The sequence below is a fragment of the Ornithinibacillus liuyingii genome (genome assembly GCF_055550225.1).
In genome coordinates this window covers 211,812-228,753 of record NZ_JBPWOS010000002.1, presented here as the reverse complement: position 1 = coordinate 228,753, position 16,942 = coordinate 211,812, and the positions used below count along the sequence as shown (strand labels likewise).

20 protein-coding genes and 1 riboswitch are annotated in these 16,942 nt (G+C 38.4%); of the genes, 3 read left to right on the top strand and 17 right to left on the bottom strand.

Annotated features, from left to right (window positions below):
• Nucleotides 1-8 precede the first annotated feature (8 nt).
• Nucleotides 9-1,295: a nucleobase:cation symporter-2 family protein gene (locus tag ACSKT4_RS04025; protein ID WP_186869217.1), complete on the bottom strand. Its 1,287-nt coding sequence runs from the start codon at nucleotides 1,293-1,295 to the stop codon at nucleotides 9-11.
• A gap of 3 nt (nucleotides 1,296-1,298) precedes the next feature.
• A complete protein-coding gene (locus ACSKT4_RS04020; protein WP_186869216.1) occupies nucleotides 1,299-1,874 on the bottom strand; it encodes a xanthine phosphoribosyltransferase in 576 nt (191 codons plus the stop codon).
• 144 nt (nucleotides 1,875-2,018) lie between these two features.
• Nucleotides 2,019-2,120: riboswitch (purine riboswitch) on the bottom strand.
• Nucleotides 2,121-2,289: 169 nt separating this feature from the next.
• Between ACSKT4_RS04020 and ACSKT4_RS04015 the strand changes: the two genes are divergently transcribed.
• Complete coding sequence (locus tag ACSKT4_RS04015; RefSeq protein WP_186869215.1) at nucleotides 2,290-2,922, top strand: cadmium resistance transporter; 633 nt, start codon at nucleotides 2,290-2,292, stop codon at nucleotides 2,920-2,922.
• Nucleotides 2,923-3,014: 92 nt separating this feature from the next.
• Here ACSKT4_RS04015 and ACSKT4_RS04010 read toward each other — a convergent pair whose 3' ends face one another.
• The gene (locus tag ACSKT4_RS04010) at nucleotides 3,015-4,733 is read right to left on the bottom strand and encodes an ABC transporter substrate-binding protein (RefSeq protein WP_186869214.1); all 1,719 of its coding nucleotides are present in this window, start codon (nucleotides 4,731-4,733) and stop codon (nucleotides 3,015-3,017) included.
• Nucleotides 4,734-4,870: 137 nt separating this feature from the next.
• Here ACSKT4_RS04010 and ACSKT4_RS04005 point away from each other — a divergent pair, with 137 nt between their 5' ends.
• Nucleotides 4,871-6,100 (top strand): MFS transporter, encoded by a 1,230-nt coding sequence (locus tag ACSKT4_RS04005; protein WP_186869213.1) that lies wholly within the window; start codon nucleotides 4,871-4,873, stop codon nucleotides 6,098-6,100.
• A gap of 221 nt (nucleotides 6,101-6,321) precedes the next feature.
• Here the strand turns inward: ACSKT4_RS04005 and ACSKT4_RS04000 are convergent, their stop codons facing one another.
• The 9 genes from ACSKT4_RS04000 to ACSKT4_RS03960 form a co-directional block, all read right to left on the bottom strand.
• Entirely contained in the window at nucleotides 6,322-6,783 is a 462-nt protein-coding gene (locus ACSKT4_RS04000; RefSeq protein WP_186869212.1) for a DinB family protein, read from the bottom strand.
• A gap of 28 nt (nucleotides 6,784-6,811) precedes the next feature.
• The gene (locus tag ACSKT4_RS03995; RefSeq protein ID WP_186869211.1) at nucleotides 6,812-7,507 is read right to left on the bottom strand and encodes an SRPBCC domain-containing protein; all 696 of its coding nucleotides are present in this window, start codon (nucleotides 7,505-7,507) and stop codon (nucleotides 6,812-6,814) included.
• Complete coding sequence (locus tag ACSKT4_RS03990; RefSeq protein ID WP_246521463.1) at nucleotides 7,500-7,820, bottom strand: metalloregulator ArsR/SmtB family transcription factor; 321 nt, start codon at nucleotides 7,818-7,820, stop codon at nucleotides 7,500-7,502. The genes ACSKT4_RS03995 and ACSKT4_RS03990 overlap by 8 nt, the downstream gene beginning before the upstream one ends.
• A gap of 186 nt (nucleotides 7,821-8,006) precedes the next feature.
• Entirely contained in the window at nucleotides 8,007-8,849 is an 843-nt protein-coding gene (locus tag ACSKT4_RS03985) for a pentapeptide repeat-containing protein (protein ID WP_186869401.1), read from the bottom strand.
• A gap of 100 nt (nucleotides 8,850-8,949) precedes the next feature.
• Nucleotides 8,950-9,372, bottom strand: coding sequence for a metallothiol transferase FosB (gene fosB / locus ACSKT4_RS03980; RefSeq protein WP_186869209.1), 423 nt, complete (start codon nucleotides 9,370-9,372; stop codon nucleotides 8,950-8,952).
• A 1-nt stretch (nucleotide 9,373) separates the two neighbouring features.
• The gene (locus ACSKT4_RS03975; protein ID WP_343221447.1) at nucleotides 9,374-9,838 is read right to left on the bottom strand and encodes a GNAT family N-acetyltransferase; all 465 of its coding nucleotides are present in this window, start codon (nucleotides 9,836-9,838) and stop codon (nucleotides 9,374-9,376) included.
• A 15-nt stretch (nucleotides 9,839-9,853) separates the two neighbouring features.
• Nucleotides 9,854-10,345: a GNAT family N-acetyltransferase gene (locus ACSKT4_RS03970; protein ID WP_186869207.1), complete on the bottom strand. Its 492-nt coding sequence runs from the start codon at nucleotides 10,343-10,345 to the stop codon at nucleotides 9,854-9,856.
• Nucleotides 10,346-10,574: 229 nt separating this feature from the next.
• On the bottom strand, nucleotides 10,575-10,943 hold the full coding sequence (locus ACSKT4_RS03965; RefSeq protein WP_186869206.1) for a YybH family protein: 369 nt from the start codon (nucleotides 10,941-10,943) through the stop codon (nucleotides 10,575-10,577).
• 5 nt (nucleotides 10,944-10,948) lie between these two features.
• The gene (locus ACSKT4_RS03960; RefSeq protein WP_186869205.1) at nucleotides 10,949-11,836 is read right to left on the bottom strand and encodes a TetR/AcrR family transcriptional regulator; all 888 of its coding nucleotides are present in this window, start codon (nucleotides 11,834-11,836) and stop codon (nucleotides 10,949-10,951) included.
• 160 nt (nucleotides 11,837-11,996) lie between these two features.
• Here ACSKT4_RS03960 and ACSKT4_RS03955 point away from each other — a divergent pair, with 160 nt between their 5' ends.
• Complete coding sequence (locus ACSKT4_RS03955) at nucleotides 11,997-13,475, top strand: DHA2 family efflux MFS transporter permease subunit (RefSeq protein ID WP_186869204.1); 1,479 nt, start codon at nucleotides 11,997-11,999, stop codon at nucleotides 13,473-13,475.
• A 35-nt stretch (nucleotides 13,476-13,510) separates the two neighbouring features.
• Here ACSKT4_RS03955 and ACSKT4_RS03950 read toward each other — a convergent pair whose 3' ends face one another.
• The 5 genes from ACSKT4_RS03950 to ACSKT4_RS03930 form a co-directional block, all read right to left on the bottom strand.
• Nucleotides 13,511-14,053, bottom strand: coding sequence for a hypothetical protein (locus tag ACSKT4_RS03950; protein WP_186869203.1), 543 nt, complete (start codon nucleotides 14,051-14,053; stop codon nucleotides 13,511-13,513).
• Nucleotides 14,054-14,292: 239 nt separating this feature from the next.
• Nucleotides 14,293-14,781 carry an NUDIX hydrolase gene (locus ACSKT4_RS03945; protein WP_186869202.1) on the bottom strand — a complete coding sequence of 163 codons (489 nt, stop codon included), beginning with the start codon at nucleotides 14,779-14,781 and terminating at the stop codon, nucleotides 14,293-14,295.
• A gap of 18 nt (nucleotides 14,782-14,799) precedes the next feature.
• Nucleotides 14,800-15,315 (bottom strand): GNAT family N-acetyltransferase, encoded by a 516-nt coding sequence (locus tag ACSKT4_RS03940; RefSeq protein WP_186869201.1) that lies wholly within the window; start codon nucleotides 15,313-15,315, stop codon nucleotides 14,800-14,802.
• Nucleotides 15,309-15,911 carry a zinc dependent phospholipase C family protein gene (locus ACSKT4_RS03935; protein ID WP_186869200.1) on the bottom strand — a complete coding sequence of 201 codons (603 nt, stop codon included), beginning with the start codon at nucleotides 15,909-15,911 and terminating at the stop codon, nucleotides 15,309-15,311. Before ACSKT4_RS03935 ends, ACSKT4_RS03940 begins: the two co-directional genes overlap by 7 nt.
• 148 nt (nucleotides 15,912-16,059) lie before the next feature.
• Complete coding sequence (locus ACSKT4_RS03930) at nucleotides 16,060-16,941, bottom strand: hypothetical protein (protein ID WP_186869199.1); 882 nt, start codon at nucleotides 16,939-16,941, stop codon at nucleotides 16,060-16,062.
• Nucleotide 16,942: the final 1 nt, after the last annotated feature.

Here is a 16,942-nt window from a genome sequence, read left to right as displayed (position 1 = left end):
CAGCGCTTCTAAGCTTCTTTCTCCATCATGACTGGTACTGGTTTCTTTGATGGTAGCATGTTAAAAAGAATGTTTAATACGATTGCGGTAATACTTCCTGCTACAATCCCATTACTAGTAATAATTTGGATACTTTCTGGTAATTTTGCAAATAATTCTGGTACTACCGTAACACCAAGTCCCATTCCTATGGAACAAGCCACGATCATAGAATTACCAGTTGATTTCGAGATTTCTTTACTTATCATTTTAATTCCTTGAGAAATAACCATTCCAAACATCGCAATACTTGCCCCACCTAATACAGCATTTGGAATAATAGTAGCCAATGCTGCAATCTTCGGTACTAGTCCTAAAGCAATCAAAATAACGCCAGCTACAACAATAACTTTTCTTGTTTTAACCCCAGTAATTTGCACAAGCCCTACGTTTTGTGAAAATGTCGTATACTGTAGCGCATTAAATAAACCACCGAGGAAAATAGCTAATCCTTCCGCACGATACCCTTTAGATAGATCTTTTTCTGTAATTTTTTTCTCTGTAATATCACTTAATGCAAAATAGACTCCTGTAGATTCCACTAGCGAAACTAACGCCACTAATGTAAGGGTTAGAATTGGTGCCCATTCGAATGATGGTGTACCGAAATAGAATAGCTCTGGTAAATGATAAAAGGACGCTTCTTTCACCACTGTAAAATCTACTTTCCCCAACATAGCTGCGATTATCGTTCCACCGACTAAGCCGATTAAAATAGAAATAGAGCGCAGATAGCCTTTTGTAAAACGATACATGAGGATAATAAAAACTAATGTTCCAAATCCTAATGAAATGTTAAGCATTGAGCCAAAATCTCCTGCATCCTGCCCACCACCAAGGTTGTTTATCGCAACTGGAATTAAAGTGACCCCAATAATCGTTACAACGGTTCCTGTTACAATTGATGGGAATAAACGGACAAGCTTCCCAAAAATTCCACTAACTAATACAACAATCAAACCTGAGGCGATAATAGCACCATACATCGCATTAATCCCATACTGACTCCCAATCGCAATCATTGGTCCCACTGCAGTAAACGTACACCCCAGTACAACCGGTAAGCCAATCCCGAAGAACCGGTTAGAGACGACCTGAAATAAGGTTGCTACCCCGCACATTAAAATATCAATCGCAACTAAATAGGTTAGCTGCTCTGGTGTTAGACCAAGTGATGAACCGACAATAAGTGGAACTAAAATTGCCCCCGCATACATTGCTAATACATGTTGAATACCTAGTGTTGCTGTCTTCATCCACTATTCCTCCCGAAAGCTAATTTGCTTATTTGCTAATGAATCAATGATAGCTAACGATTCAACACGAATACCCTGTTCTCTTAGCATATCACCACCAGGCTGAAACCCTTTTTCAATCACACTACCAACCCCTGCTAGTGTACTTCCTGCTTGCTTTACAATGTCCACTAACCCTAGCGCTGCTTGTCCATTCGCAAGAAAGTCATCCAATACCAATACCACATCCTCATCGAGTAAATAATCCTTGGAAACTGAAATTTCATTCGTTTCCCCTTTGGTGAAAGAATGTACTTTGGCGATTAGTAAATTATCTACTAATGTTAATGACTTTCGCTTTCGTGCAAACACAACAGGAACATGTAACTGAAGGCCTGCCATTACAGCAGGTGCAATCCCTGATGACTCAATGGTTAGGATTTTCGTAATCCCTTCTCGTTGAAATCGCTCCGCAAATTCTTTACCAATTTGCTCCATTAAGACAGGGTCAATTTGATGATTTAAGAACGCATCTACTTTTAATACCTCATCGGACAATGCCTTCCCTTTTTCTATAATGGCTTGTTTCAGTAGATTCATAGACTTCTTTCCTTTCTGTTTAAAGCTAATGAAAAGTATTTTCCTATCAAAAAAGCTCGAAAACATTACTATGAAAAAAGTAATGTTTTCGAGCTAAAAGCTTGTCGAAAAATAGAATAAATATCCACTCATGTCCTGAGTGCATATCATTCGGCTACTTTTCATAGTCAGCTCATTTACGGTAAGCTGGTAGAAACTTGCGAGCCATATCCCCGCGATTATATGAAAATAATATGAAATTGTTTATTAGTATACGAACAATTTTCGACAAAATCAATAGTAAATTTAAAATAAAAAGATTCAGATTTTAACAAATGACTTCACTAATAATGCTTACATGGCTAGCAAAGCCTATACTATCACACTTTTTCCTTATTCATCATTAACTATTGATAAGAAAAGGGGAGATCGTAATATGGCTAGTGTTGACGTGATCATCTCAGGAATCATCGCATTTGCATCAACCAACTTAGATGATATGATCGTCTTGATGTCTTTGTATTCCATGAGAAATAGTAGCTTTAAAACACATCATATCGTTATCGGACAATATTTAGGGATTGGTCTGTTAACATGCTTTAGTATCATCGTTGCTTTTGGTCTCTTACTGTTTCCCGAACACTGGATTGGTCTATTAGGACTTATTCCCATATTCATCGGAGTTCATATGTTCTTGAATAACTTTCGAAATGCTAAATCAAGCCTAGTTGAAGGAGAAAAACCAGTATTAAAGCTTCACCCAAGGAACTCTTTTTTAAATAATACGTTTCTAGTAGCGAGCATTACCATTGCAAATGGTGGGGACAATATTGGTATATATATCCCTTTCTTTGCGCTGTATTCTCTATCCCAAATACTCGTCATTGTCGTTATCTTCAGTATCCTTATTGCGGTTTGGTGTTATATTGGCTTCAGATTAGCAACACTACCTATAATTAAAAAAGCCGTTGAAAAATACGGTGGCATCGTTATCCCCTTTGTGTTTATCGGGATTGGAATTCATGTGATTATCTCGAGCGGGACTTGGGAACACTTTCTTAACAGATAGGAAAATATAAAATCTTTCCACCGGCATAAGAAAAAACTACCACATTCGCTAACACTCTAGTGAATGTGGTAGTTTATTTAAACATCCGTCTATCATCCATACCTTTTCCACACTTTTCGATAATCTACCCGACCATGATGATCCAACTCCAAATGGACATATTCACTATTCTTTGGCTGGTAGATCGTGTGCGAGCGATGTGTTAGAAAAAAGAGAATGTGGGCTTCTTTTAAATATTCTTCAAGCTCAACATATACTTCCCAGCGAGAGAGATTATCAGGAAGCATCCTAATCCTCTCAATATACGAATGTACGATTCTCTTTGTTTCCTCATCCAAAGAAGGGAAAACCGCTAATTCATTCGATTGCATCAAAATGATTAAGGATAGTAATTTATCTTCAGATAGCGCAATGCCACCTACCACAACATCATATTTCATTAAAACATCCGGTTTGCATAGGTCTGTCACATTCAGAATATCAATGGTTGAAGCAATCCCTACACGTTTCAATTGTTCCTGAAAAATCAGTGCTTCCCTTTCATGATTTACCCCATCCCGGATTTCTTGGGCTGCAATGGTAAGGGTCATTTCCCCGTTAAAATTAGTGGAGCAAGGTAGGCTTTCATCCTCGTCTTTTGCCATGCTCCGATAAGATAGAAAGCTATGTGCTACCATTTCATTCCCGAGACAAAACTCAGTTGGATTGATTAACTGACAAATCTGTTTTCTAACATGAATATCCTTCATCAATGCACGGTTACAGTTTAACGTAATAAAATCTGCTCCTTCTTCCAATTCAGTGTGTCCCTGCCATGATTCATCCGGTGCTCGTAAAAGAAGTGGATGAGGTGCTTTAGGTTGGAAATCATTTGTTTTAATCATTTCAATTCGATCAAGCCAAGGTCGTTCACGGTAATAGTCTGGAAATATATCGAGGCGTACCAAATTCTCGTCGTGAACGGTCAATCGGTATGGACCAGAGCCTATTGGGTTCGTACGAAAATGGGATTCATCATCTAAAATCAATTCCATTGGAACTATCGATAGCTTCATCCCCGAAAAATAACGAGGGAATAAATAGTCTACTTGATCTAAATGGAAAATAACGACATACGGATTAGGTGTATGAATCTCCTTGATTAACCTCATAATGACATGTTTCTGAGGCAATCTTCCAATCGTATCCATTACATCTTTGCTAGTCAGCTCCCGACCATGGTGAAAACGGACACCTTTATTTAGATAAAATGTCCACCTTTTCCCATCATCTGACTCCCAATTCCTCGCAATTCTTGGTAATAATGTTTCTGATTGTGCATCATATTCTACCAATCTCTCAAATATTTGTTGGACCATATGGCTATCATGCCTGGAAAAAATTTTCAATGGATCTAATGATAGATTTGTTTCGTAAAAAGGATAGCGTAATACATCTAGTTCTTCTTTTTCCTCTGTTTTCTTGATGATTCCTAAACCCGCTTCAAACCATTGATTAAATAAATTTTGATATGTATGTAATGACCTCGCAAGTTCAAAGGCTGCACGATACTTTCCATCACCAGCGAGCTTTTTAGCCTCCTGAAATAATAACTGCTCTTCGGACAGGAGAATGGTGAGCTGAGGCTTCTTACCTCTCCCCTTATGGACATCCCACTTGATATCTCCTTGCTCCTGAAGTGACTTCATAACCGTTTTTGTATGTCTTTCGCTACAATTTAACAAGTTGCTTAGATCCGCTATTGTCGTTTCCACTGGTGTAGCTGGGCTAAAATAGTTCATTAACACTTTTAAATGGTCCCGATATTTCATCCGTACCTCCTAGAAATCCTTTACTTTTCTACAACTATAGCATTCTAACCGAAAAAGGTGAACTATCATTATTCTTTTTCTCACTTTTTATTCACCTTTTAAGAAGTTACGATTGTTTTTATGAAAGGGGTATGTAAATGGAAGCACAAGCAATAAAACAACCAAAAGAACAAGCATCACTTTGGCGTAATAGAAATTTCTTACTGATCTGGGGGGGCAATGCGATTTCTCACTTCGGCTCACAAATGTATTCGGTAGCCATTCCACTATTAATCTATCAGCTTACACAATCTGCACTAGCTATGAGTACAATGCGAGCAATCGAGTTCTTTCCTAATATTATTATCGGCATGATCGCTGGGGTGTTAGTGGACCGATTTAATCGAAAAAGAATGCTTCAGTGGACAAGTCTCATTCAAGTTATTGCAATGGCCTTTATTGTTATCTTACTTTTTACAAACACGATTATGGTATGGCATTTATATGTATTTGGTTTTGTCCTTTCGTGTGCTGGGTATACATTTGGGAATGCGAATCATTCCACGATCCCGCAAATCGTCTCTAGGGAGCAGCTAACTTCTGCGAATGCAAAGCTCACGTTTGTTAGTACCTTAATAAGTATTATTGGTCCAGGTATCGCAGGAGCATTACTCGTTTTATTTTCCTTTACTTCCACATTAGCCATCTATACTTGCTGTTTATTGATTCTTTTTGCTTGCATGTGCTTCATGCAGATACCGATTAACCCGCAAAAAACGGAACAAAGTAAAAGCTTTGGGAAGGAGATGAAGGAAGGCATTGATGAGTTGATACGGAATAAAATATTGTTAACACCGACGATTACCGTTTTGTTTATCAATTTTGCCTCAAGCCTTGTAATTGGGGTGCTAGTCTTTTATGTAACCGATCAGTTAGGTGCAACTGAAGATCAGATCGGACTTATGTTCTCTATTTCTGCCATCGGTGGGTTACTTGGTGCATCCGTTGTTAGCTGGGTTCGAAAAAAATGGGGACGGGGTAATATTTACACGTTTTGTTTAGTATTTGATATTGTCAGCATGTTCAGCTTAATTATAGCACCCTCCTGGTGGACCATCGGTATTGCGTTAGGTATACGTACGTTTTCCACAACGATTTCTAATATTGTATACTTTACGATACGCCAGGAATTCACTCCGAATCATTTATTAGGTCGAGTTGCTGGAACATCGTCCATGCTAATGAAGCTAACCTTACCGCTCGGTTTAACGATTTCTGGTTTGTGGGCAGAATGGCTACCGATACCGATTTTATTTGCTATTTCTGGAACAATTATCTTGACTCTATTTGTTCGATTGTATTTTCATCCATTTCGAAAGTTGGTATAGGGGCAAGTTTGGAGTCATAACAATCTAGCAATAAAACATCCAAGCGTAACATAGACCTTCCCTCTTGAACCGAAGAAGTTTGCAAGTAAACTTCTTCAGTTCAACCACTTATCTACCAAAGGAAAGGAACATAACTTCAGCGATACACGCACTAAGTTTTTCAAAGGTGACTACTTTCCCAACGTGGTCTACTGAATCTTTCTACTTTATTACCGAATGATTCAGGAAGCCCCTATCTCTTGTAGCTTCTCATTAATTTGTTTCAAATGATGGACATCATGCTTTAAAAATATCTTGGTAAAACTTTCTGTAGTAAATTGTCTTTTTCCTTTTCCAATCGTAAATTTCACTTCTTCTCCAATGTCTAACATGCTTTTGGTGAGTTGTTTGCGAGTGGCAACAAAGAGGTCGATGATGGATTCTACTGATTGGCCTGTTAAATAGGAAATGGCTTCTTCATTATGTGTATCATGGTCTGGAAACTCCCGTAGCTTTGCAGCTTGAGCCATGTGTGGGACCATTTCTTCTAGATTAAACTTATCCCAATAATATAAATGCCCGATAATTTCCCTTATTGACCATTTGCCCTCACTAATTGGATTGGTTAAGAAAGAATCCTTCTGATCTTTTAAAGCTAGTACCTCCGTTATCGTTTCTTCAAATTGCTGAAATGTTTTCTTCATCCTCTTCTCCCCCTTTTAAATGTATTAACTAGTATGCTACTGGATAAGCCGCTACCTCACAAGTAAGAGCAAATTCTTCCTTGTCTCTAACAATCTTTAACTGCACAGTTTGGTTGATCGCTTTATTGTTTACGAGTCTTTCAAAAGATTCATAGCCTAGAACCGGTTCCCCATCCAATTCGTTTACAATATCCCCTGCTAACAAACCCGCTTTGGCTGCATTAGAATCCTCTATTACGCTAACAATCTTAGTCCCCCCACCTACCATAGATGTATGCGTAACACCAATCCATGTTTGCCAAAAGTGTTGCCGATTATCCTGACCTGATTCATAGACCGCTTTCAAATTTGCTAAAAATTGCCCTGTTCCAAATAACATATTTTCTTTCGATGCTACGTCCATCTCGTTAATAAATGGTGCTCGGTATTCGATACTCACTTTAATCCCGTTTTCTACTTCTTCTAGCTCCGTAATTGTAGCAAAATTTCCGTCAAAGCTTTGTAATACAAAACGATTCATTGCCTCGATTTCCGTATACATTCCTTCTGAGGTTGCTCCCCATCCATGATTCATATATCCCTTCCCACCGACACGGAAGTCCATATTCGCTTCTTTCGTATACCAGCGGTTAAGATGTTCCGGCTTCGTCAAAGCATCCCAAACCTTTTCTAGCGGAGCATCTACTATTATTTCTCTTTTTACAGAATCTCGTACTTTAGTCATCCTTCATTTCTCCCTTTTCTACATATTTTTTCAAGCTAGCAAGCTGATCATCTAGTAGATCTCCGATGTAATGAAGCATTTCACGAAATGCCTGTTGTAACATGTCACGGTTTAACGTATACAGTCGGTATTTCCCTTGTACTGTAACGGTAATGATTTCTTCCTCCAACAGGATTGTTAAATGCTTCTTAATAGCTGGCTGAGAGATATCAAATGCCTCGACTATCTCCTTTTGTGTCAGGCTCTTATCTTTCAGTAGCTTCATTATCTCCCGTCTCGTTGAATCACTTAAAGCTCGATAAACATCTGGCATCGTATCCCTCACCTCCAACATATAACCTAATGGTTATATGTAGTGTATCAGAAAAGAATTGAAAGCGTCAACCACATTGATAAATAATATAGAGAAACGATGGATTCAATATATGACAGAATAGCGCCCTAAAGATTGGAGGATATTATAAAATGAAACTTGCTCCATAAGCCAAGTTTCCTTTCTTTAGTGATATAACCAATGTTTAGGTATCTGTAGTGTAGCTGGTAGTTTCGTTCTTGTATCACCTTTAGCAGAATTAATCTGTGCTTGGGTGAGAAAAATACTCCCCACTAAATTAGCACCACTTAAATCTGCATCCCGTAAGTCTGCACCAATAAAGTCAACCGCTCGTAAATCTGCTCCTCGAAGATCTGCTGCAATCAGCACTTCGCCTCGTAGACTCACTCCCCTCCAATCAACCCCCTTTAATTTAGCACCAATTAGGCTACTTCCTCTTTTTTTAATAGGTTGCCTGTTCGATTGGAATGGGTCTCGTACTAAATCACTTACTTGTATTAGTAATTCATTTACTATTGCTCGATGCAGTGGCACATCAAGCTCTAATAGTTTCGTAGGGCTAAGATAGGTTAACTCCATCGTTTTGTCAAATGCCTGCTGTAATGCTTGATTGAGGTGTTGGGCTGCATCACTTTGACGTGCTTCCTGTATGTAATAGAGCATCTCATGGAGTTGCTGCATGATCGGAAGAACCACAAACATTTGCTCAGCAATCTCTCGATTATGCTTCCAGTCCTCCCCCTTATAGGTAATCTGAGAAACCTTCTGACCTGCGCCGAAGCATTCGTACACCGTACAACCTCGAAAGCCTTTATTTCGAAGGCTTGCATGAATACGACAACGAAAATCATTCTGTAAGTGTCGACAAGGCGATCCTCCATCTTTATCAAACGGAAAATCCGCTGATTTTGCATAAGGTAACGCTACACAGCATAAACCGAAACAATTCGCGCAATCGGCACGTAAATGATGGTGTATCGCATCACTTGGATTTCTTTGTTCATACATGTGATCCATATTATATTTCTCCTCTACGGTAGCGATAGTAGTTACAACAAGCAAACTTTTCGAATCAATAAAAGCAGCTAATAATAGTCGAATCACATTGTTACTTAAAAAATTCCATATGTGGCTTAGATTCCTTGTAATAAGCAATCCTATCCGATAGTGTACCCGTATGAAACTCAAATTTATGGCCGTCAGGATCGGTAAAATAAATCGACTTCTTATCATGAATATCTCGTTTTCTTCCTGGCAATATCGTTACATGTAGATCTGAAAGCTTTTTATAATAGGTCTCAAAGTCCTTTTCATCAATGGAAAAGGCAATATGGGTATAGGACTGATAAATCTCGTTACGGGGTATATCCTTTTCTTCGTTTAATGCTAGCCATAAACCATTTAGGTCAAAATAAGCCGTAGTTCTGCCTTTAACGAGCAGCTTGGCACCAAAAACTTGTTCATAAAATGTAATCGACCGATCTAAATCAGAAACAGAAAATAACACATGATTGATTCCAGCCAGTTTCATCTTATGTCTCCTTTATCATCACAATGAATTTCATCTCATCACGATGGAACGCTCTATCTTTTACAAAACCAAATTTCTCATAAAGTCGTATCGCCCGCTTATTAAAATCTGCCACGGTAAGTCGCAAGCATGGGGAAGTCATAGAAATGTCTTCCAAAATATAAGCGAAAAACGGTGTCCCGAATCCCTTTCCCGTTAATTCTGGATGCATTCCTAACCCTATATCCTCACATTCACGTTCATACGCACCTACCTCATTCCCGGCAGATACTTGTGCATCTTTTCCCATACAATAAAAGCCCACCACCCTATCCTTAGATAGGATCGCTTTATAGGAGCTACTAGTTAATTCGATGATCGCATCACCTGAAAGCACATTATTATAAAAATCATACGGCTTCTCATATTTCCATTCCAAAATCTTAATTGCATAATGATCTGTCATTTTACTTGTCGTCAGCTCCACGTTGTCCCCTCACTTCTATAAGGTTAGCACCATATATTCTTCATCCAGATAAACATTTTTTACTTTTAATGCTTTCTCTTCTATTCCAAATGTTTCAAACCCTAAGCGTTTATAAAGTGCCTTTGCCTCATGGTTAACTGATACCACCGCAATGTTTATCCTTGTTATTCCCTCAATTTGCTTGGCTTGATTAATCGCCGCTTCCAGCAGTGCTTTTCCAACTCCCTTTCCTCGGTGGGAAGGGGTCACATATACCGCAAAAATATTTGCTTTATGCTTCAATTTGAGCTTGGTTTCTGGAACTAGTGACACTACTCCGACTAATTTCCCTTCATCAAATGCACCAAAATTATAGTGTTTCTGCTGAAATCTTTCCTCATAATGCTGAATTGGTCTGTCCTTCTCTTCCTCGAAACTTGCTGAAAAAGCTTCTGGATTTTCTTGCAATGCCTCTAGGCGCAATTCGGCATATAACTTAGCATCAGCAGGCTCTAGTAATCGAATCATGACGAACAACCCTCCAAATAATGTTCCTACTCTATAATTCTAGTTTTATATCAAAAATCCTTTAATAGATATTAATTAGTATTGGAAATATAAAGACGCCACTGTAGATATATTCTTCAGGGTTTGCAGGGGCGCTTCAGTATTTGAAAGGTATCTTTCAGGATTTAAGAGCTTGCTTCAGGATTTCCCTACGGCACTTCAGGATTTTAAGCAAGACGTTCTTAGTAGCTTAACCTAAGCTACTCAAATGCTCATGCACTAGCTTCCAGTTCCCATTGGAATCTTTGATAAATACATTTGTAGCTCGCCCACTACCTTGTACAAACTTCCCATTTGCATATCCCTCATATTGATATGTATAAATGCAAGTTGCTGTGTTTTCCTCAGCTACAATCCATTCTATGTCTGTCGCACGGTACACTTCATCTTTAATCGTCTCCCACGCATGTTCAAAATATGCTTGAATCTCTGCATTGGACCGACATGTTTTATCAGAAAACCAATATACTGCGTCATCTGCTAACAGTATGCTTACTTGATGAAAATCGTGTGTATTGGTTGCAGCAATATATGCTTCTAATGCTTGCTCATATCCCATTCTCTTTATACCTCCACCTTCTCCATATCATGTAAATAGCGATGCACTAGTTGCACGATTCGGTTAATTTCATGTTTTCGCTCTGTTTTTATAAATGTTTGCTTTAAGGATAACAGAACACTTTCAATTAAAAATTCCCTTGGGCTATTTGAGGTTATCTCTTCCTTGAGAAACGTTAAATAGGCTAGGGTTTCTCCATTTACGTTAACGATAAGTTGATCGATATCATGTAGTAGGATGTCAAGTCTATCATGCGGAGGAATGTCATCTGGTTCTACTGAGAGCCAATTGTAATCAAAGAATGTCTCTCCTGATTCGACTTGTTCTAGAATAACAGGCTTCAAGCGTTTTATAATAAACCGGATAACCCTTTCCGCCTCCAGTTCTTTGTTCGCTCCCATGTTCCACACATAAAGAAAATGATGGATCATCCCTGATAGCATGACAGACTGATCTAAAGCATAATCCGGAATGCCCGGGGTATACACTTCACGAAGGCGCGTGGCCAACCACTGCAATTCTGAACGAAATTGCTGGTTCAAGTATTTCCTAATCTCTAGATTATCTCCCTCCATCACACTATCGATTAAAGCATGTATATGATACTTTCTTGTCATATGGATTCGAACAGCAACCTGTTTGATGAACACCTCTTCATCCTGTTTGTCTTTTCCTATGGCAAGTTCAATACGCTTTTGATTCCCTTCCGTCTCTATTAATTCGATAATTGCTAATAAGCAATCCTTTTTAGAGGCAAAATAATTGTAGAAGGTTCCTTTGGAGATTTCAGCTTCATCAATGATGTCCTGTATGCTAGTTGCCTGATACCCCTTTTCGATAAATAGTCGATGCGCGGTGTCTAATACCTTCTTCTTTCGTTTCGTTATATTCAATTTAATCACCTAATTAAAACGTTAGTATAGTTTCATTTAACTATAAGATTATCTTTTTTTCAATAAACGGCAAAAGTGGAAATCTTTTCTTTACACTCCATTTACTAACAGGATAAAAAACTTAAGTATTTTTATTCTGCATAGAAAGTAGGTAAAGTTCATGACAAATTCGATTAACCAGGAGCAGAAAGCGCCTTATGGAATTATTGCCATTCTATTTCTTGGTGCCTTTGTAGCAATATTAAATGAAACCTTTTTAAATGTAGCATTACCATCTATCATGGATGAATTTAGCGTAAGCCCTGCTACAGTACAGTGGTTAGCCACTGGTTATATGTTAATTAATGGCATTCTAATTCCTGCCAGTGCATTTTTCATCCAGCGGTTTACGAATAGACATATATTCCTTGTGGCAATGGGACTCTTTACATTAGGTACCCTACTCGCAGGCCTGTCACCATCATTCGGAATTCTATTAGCTGCTAGAATGATTCAAGCATCGGGTTCTGCCATCATGATGCCGCTTTTAATGAATGTCATGTTAGTCGCATTTCCAATTGAAAAGCGTGGACAAGTAATGGGTTTCTTTGGCCTGGTCATGATTGTAGCACCAGCAATAGGCCCAACCTTATCTGGATATATTGTAGAACACTTTAGCTGGAGAATGTTATTCCACATTGTATTACCGTTCTCCATCATTTCGCTATTATATGCGCTATTCCGTCTGAAGAATTTCACACCACAGCATAAAATTAAACTAGATGTCCTTTCGCTTCTACTTTCTAGTATAGGATTTGGTGGGCTATTATATGGATTTAGCTCAGCCGGTGATATAGGATGGGGAAATCCATGGGTATACAGCACTATCACTGCCGGTAGTATCTCCCTTGTGTTACTAGTTCTACGTCAGTTCAGACTTGATGAGCCTTTACTCGAGTTCCGTATCTTTAAGTACCCTATGTTTGCATTATCTAACGCTATTTCGGTAACGGTGTCCCTTGCACTATTCTCCGGCATGATACTGATTCCACTGTATATTCAAACCGTCCGTGATTTTTCACCTACCGAGGCTGGATTACTTATGCTCCCTGGAGCCTTAGTAATGGGAATCATGTCACCTATATCAGGAAGAATTTTTGATAAACATGGTGCGAAAGTAATGTCGATTATTGGGTTAAGCTTATTATTAATTACGACATTTGTATTTAGTAACTTATCGCTGACCACATCGTACTTTTTTGTTTTAATCATCTTCTGTATTCGGGCATTTGCCATGTCATTAGTTAATATGCCAGTCATTACAAACGGGTTAAACCAATTACCGGCCAAGGACTATCCACATGGTACGGCGTTAAATAACACATTATCCCAAGTAGCAGGCGCAATTGGATCGGCACTGTTAGTTACTGTCATGAATAACCGAAGTGAGGCAAGGCTAGCAGAACTCACCCAAGACCCAATGGAGGTAGTGGATCCAGAATCAACCATCGACCCTGCCGCACAAATAGCCAATCATGCCATGTTAAATGGCATTAATTTCTCATTCTTTATATCTGCACTAATTGTAGTCGTTGCACTAGTATTAGCCTTCTTTATTAAACGAGTACCAATAACAAATCCGGACCCAATAGAAGAATAAAGCGACCCCTCACTTGCATATGCAAGGAGGGGTATTTAATTATAGCTAAACAGGACATTTCCATCTCGATCGATCACATCAAATGTAATCGAATATGTATCTTCAAACTCCTCTGGTAACAAATCAACAAAAATATGCTTATTATTAATTTCTACCTGATTTTCATGTAATGTACCATCACCATCTGTGATTTTATACGTGACATGCTCTGCCTTCGGATAATGAAAAATACCGCCCCAAACAAAATTTATTGGTTCATCCGTATTCTCACCTATCGTATCCAAATGGACAAATTCCGATTTCCGACCGATATCAACAGCCACGGTAAACATTTCTGTCTTATCTAGCTCATACCGATTAAATTTCGTTAATTCATATGTCGTTCTGTAAATATAAAAATCACCATTACTATCTTTGGAAAGAAATATAACGACCCCGACATCATCATTCTGATATAAGATCTCCGGTTTATCATATTTTCCAAACTCACTTTTACTAATCGCATCATAAAGAGTCTGAGATGAACACCCAACTAAAACCACAACGATGAACACCAAGATTGCTAATAACTTTCTCATTTTCTCCTCCCTGATACAAGACTTTTCTATATAACCAGCACAATTCCATACGAAATATGGGGAAATTAGTATGTCATAATAAAATTCCAAATAATGCTCTTATATATAGACGTATTAGCAGGCAAAAAGGTTTCAAATTTTTGGAAAACGATTTAAAAAATCATATTTTTCTTCAGCTTTAGCAATAGGTTCATTATTTATTAACTTTCGGGCTTATGAAATAAGAAGTGAAAAGTACCTTAATTTACTCCTTCTAGTAATGAAAGTTTTTTACGTTCAAAATTTATTACGTCACTATTTTGATAGGTAAAGTGGTGCTCATATACGTTCTCATTCTGTAACATTTCAGATAAGAAATAGGATAAATTAGCAACACCGGTATTCTCTGGGTGAAAAATCCAGTCGACTTTCTTCCAATCTAAGATTCCTTCAGCAGTTTTTATTGGTGTAGGGTATGGATAAGACTCTGGTACCTCTCCTACAAATGCATACATTCCACCGGTATAGGAGTTATCCACATTCCATGTTACCAATCCTTTAAACTGGATCTCCTCTAATACGATTCCCGTTTCTTCATAGGTTTCCCTTAGAATACATGCTTCTGGAGATTCGCCCTTATCTAGCTTTCCCCCAACACCATTCCAGCTACCCATCCAGGAAGATTTCTCGCGGTTTAATAATAGAATTTCGTCACCACGCCGGATAAATCCGATAGTATAATGAAGCATTGCTATCTTCTCCTTACCTTAATCTTTAAGTTCTTTTCCCATGATAACATACGACTTGCCATTTTCATTTGGAACAAAATTATCGCGAATGCTAATCCATCCTAATTTTTCATACAGTGTTCGAGCAGGAAGGTTATCCATTTGGGTAGTTAAGATAGCTGTTTCATTCATGACCTGCCCTGTTATCTCTGACAATATTGCTTCTCCAATTTTATTTCCTCTAAATGCCGGGTCTACTGCTAATTCAACTAATTCAAAGCAATCCGCTAACCATCGTTTCTGTTCTGTAGTAGAAAGAGATTTTTTTAGGAGGTCATGATAATATTGCCCCTCCATGGAGGTGTATCCATAAGCTAAGCTGATAATTTCTTCACCATCACTTGCTACAATTCCTCGAAACCCTGGGTAGGTGGCATGTCGTTTAAAGCGGATTAGAAACTCCTCCGCACTTGTTCCCCAAATTTTACTATAAAGGCGGGCAATATGATTTATCTCCGGCTCATTAAACAGGATATTCCGAATCTCTATTAACATTTTTCCAACTCCTGTAGTTTTAACACCCCTCGTTCGATACACGTCTCAACATATCCAACCATCTGCAAAAACGTAAAGACGTTTAATTCGGCATCTACATGTTCTTGCGGATAATCCATATCGCCTTTCAAATAAGGGATGAAGTTTTCGACATCGCTTACTTTTACTTCCTCCAAATCATGAATATGTTCAAGGGTCAGGTTATCTAACATACTAGCACTTATACTGTACTGTTGAAGTAATTTTGCATTTAATAGACGAAAATCGCCATGATATTGTTCAAGGAGTGTCTGATCTTGATCCATACGATTTTTCAGCCAACTAAAGTAAAAACCATTCATCCAGACATCATCAGCTATTAAATGGGTGTAGTATCCTAATACATAGTCTGTTCGCTCGGGATATTTTTGCAAGAATGTATCGATTTCAATCGTAGTAGAATAATCCTTCTCCGAGCCCTTAAGAAAATGCGACTTATTTTTAGGATATACCGCATCAGGTGCAACTCCTCCGAGTAGAAAAGCCATCTGATTGTTAATCCCAATTTCCTCTGCGATTCTTTTGGCAATGATGAAGTGCATGATTCTAGATCCCATATAACCACTCCTTTATCGGCTTGTCTTCTCTAAAAATTGTTCTACAATTAGATTATATAGTTTAGGCTGTTGTATATTTTTCCAATCCTTGTTAAATGAATAGAATCGCGTCACCTGTTCCAGTTGAAACGGCTTGTAAAATCATCGTCTATATTCCTCTTTTCTGATAGGTAATTGATACAGGGTGTTTTGGTAAAGAAAGTGTGTGAAGTACTTCCATTGCATAGATACTAGTTGTGTCGAATTCCCCCTCAACATACTGGTAGCCGATTCTCATAGCATACTCAAGTTGCTTCACAACTAGCGATGGGATGATAGCAGCACTTGGCTCATCGAATGCACCACACCAACCTAATTCCACCATGTCATCCCTCTCTGCTTCATGTAGAAAGGAATAGGCCAGAATTTTTTCTTCGTTCGGGTCTAAGCAGACAAAGCTACCTGAAGCTAGTAAATCCTCAGGATATGTAAGATTTCTCCATTTAGTAAGTTCCATTGTTGCGACTGGATTTACAAGATGAGTTTCCTCATAGTTTCTTTTTACGAGCGCTACAAGCTGATTGGCTAGCTTAGCATGAGGAGTTACTTCATCTAGAGGTTTGACCACTTGATTGGTCGGAATAGCGAAACTAGCATGATCCTTTAATACGTTAATTCTCGGTAAATAGGTTTTTCGGATAATCGTGAACAGATTGTCCAGATAAAAGGCATGTAACCGATCGTTCTCATCCACTATGGTTTGTAAGGGATAATCTTGTTGTTCAAGATGCCTTTCTAACTCTGCAAGTAAAGCTTTAGCAGCCTCCGTATGATGAGCCATACAAGTAAAATAGGTACAATTCGGATGGAAGCTACTTTTCCAAGCCATTATCATGCCGTTTATTTCTCCCTGGCTGTAAACCAAAAAGACATACTTATAGGTAGAGTATCTTATTCGGTGTAATATCTCGCTATCCTCATCCAATGCGGTGATAAAATTTATCAACTGTAATTCATCGGACGGCTGATAGCTTTTCATTGTATATGTCATC

Bases quoted from the DNA above. Each gene is read 5' to 3' on its own strand.
- ACSKT4_RS04025 (WP_186869217.1), bottom strand. From the start codon at position 1,295: ATGAAGACAGCAACACTAGGTATTCAACATGTATTAGCAATGTATGCG.
- ACSKT4_RS04020 (WP_186869216.1), bottom strand. From the start codon at position 1,874: ATGAATCTACTGAAACAAGCCATTATAGAAAAAGGGAAGGCATTGTCC.
- ACSKT4_RS04015 (WP_186869215.1), top strand. From the start codon at position 2,290: ATGGCTAGTGTTGACGTGATCATCTCAGGAATCATCGCATTTGCATCA.
- ACSKT4_RS04010 (WP_186869214.1), bottom strand. From the start codon at position 4,733: ATGAAATATCGGGACCATTTAAAAGTGTTAATGAACTATTTTAGCCCA.
- ACSKT4_RS04005 (WP_186869213.1), top strand. From the start codon at position 4,871: ATGGAAGCACAAGCAATAAAACAACCAAAAGAACAAGCATCACTTTGG.
- ACSKT4_RS04000 (WP_186869212.1), bottom strand. From the start codon at position 6,783: ATGAAGAAAACATTTCAGCAATTTGAAGAAACGATAACGGAGGTACTA.
- ACSKT4_RS03995 (WP_186869211.1), bottom strand. From the start codon at position 7,507: ATGACTAAAGTACGAGATTCTGTAAAAAGAGAAATAATAGTAGATGCT.
- ACSKT4_RS03990 (WP_246521463.1), bottom strand. From the start codon at position 7,820: ATGCCAGATGTTTATCGAGCTTTAAGTGATTCAACGAGACGGGAGATA.
- ACSKT4_RS03985 (WP_186869401.1), bottom strand. From the start codon at position 8,849: ATGTATGAACAAAGAAATCCAAGTGATGCGATACACCATCATTTACGT.
- fosB (WP_186869209.1), bottom strand. From the start codon at position 9,372: ATGAAACTGGCTGGAATCAATCATGTGTTATTTTCTGTTTCTGATTTA.
- ACSKT4_RS03970 (WP_186869207.1), bottom strand. From the start codon at position 10,345: ATGATTCGATTACTAGAGCCTGCTGATGCTAAGTTATATGCCGAATTG.
- ACSKT4_RS03965 (WP_186869206.1), bottom strand. From the start codon at position 10,943: ATGGGATATGAGCAAGCATTAGAAGCATATATTGCTGCAACCAATACA.
- ACSKT4_RS03955 (WP_186869204.1), top strand. From the start codon at position 11,997: ATGACAAATTCGATTAACCAGGAGCAGAAAGCGCCTTATGGAATTATT.
- ACSKT4_RS03950 (WP_186869203.1), bottom strand. From the start codon at position 14,053: ATGAGAAAGTTATTAGCAATCTTGGTGTTCATCGTTGTGGTTTTAGTT.
- ACSKT4_RS03945 (WP_186869202.1), bottom strand. From the start codon at position 14,781: ATGCTTCATTATACTATCGGATTTATCCGGCGTGGTGACGAAATTCTA.
- ACSKT4_RS03940 (WP_186869201.1), bottom strand. From the start codon at position 15,315: ATGTTAATAGAGATTCGGAATATCCTGTTTAATGAGCCGGAGATAAAT.
- ACSKT4_RS03935 (WP_186869200.1), bottom strand. From the start codon at position 15,911: ATGGGATCTAGAATCATGCACTTCATCATTGCCAAAAGAATCGCAGAG.
- ACSKT4_RS03930 (WP_186869199.1), bottom strand. From the start codon at position 16,941: ATGACATATACAATGAAAAGCTATCAGCCGTCCGATGAATTACAGTTG.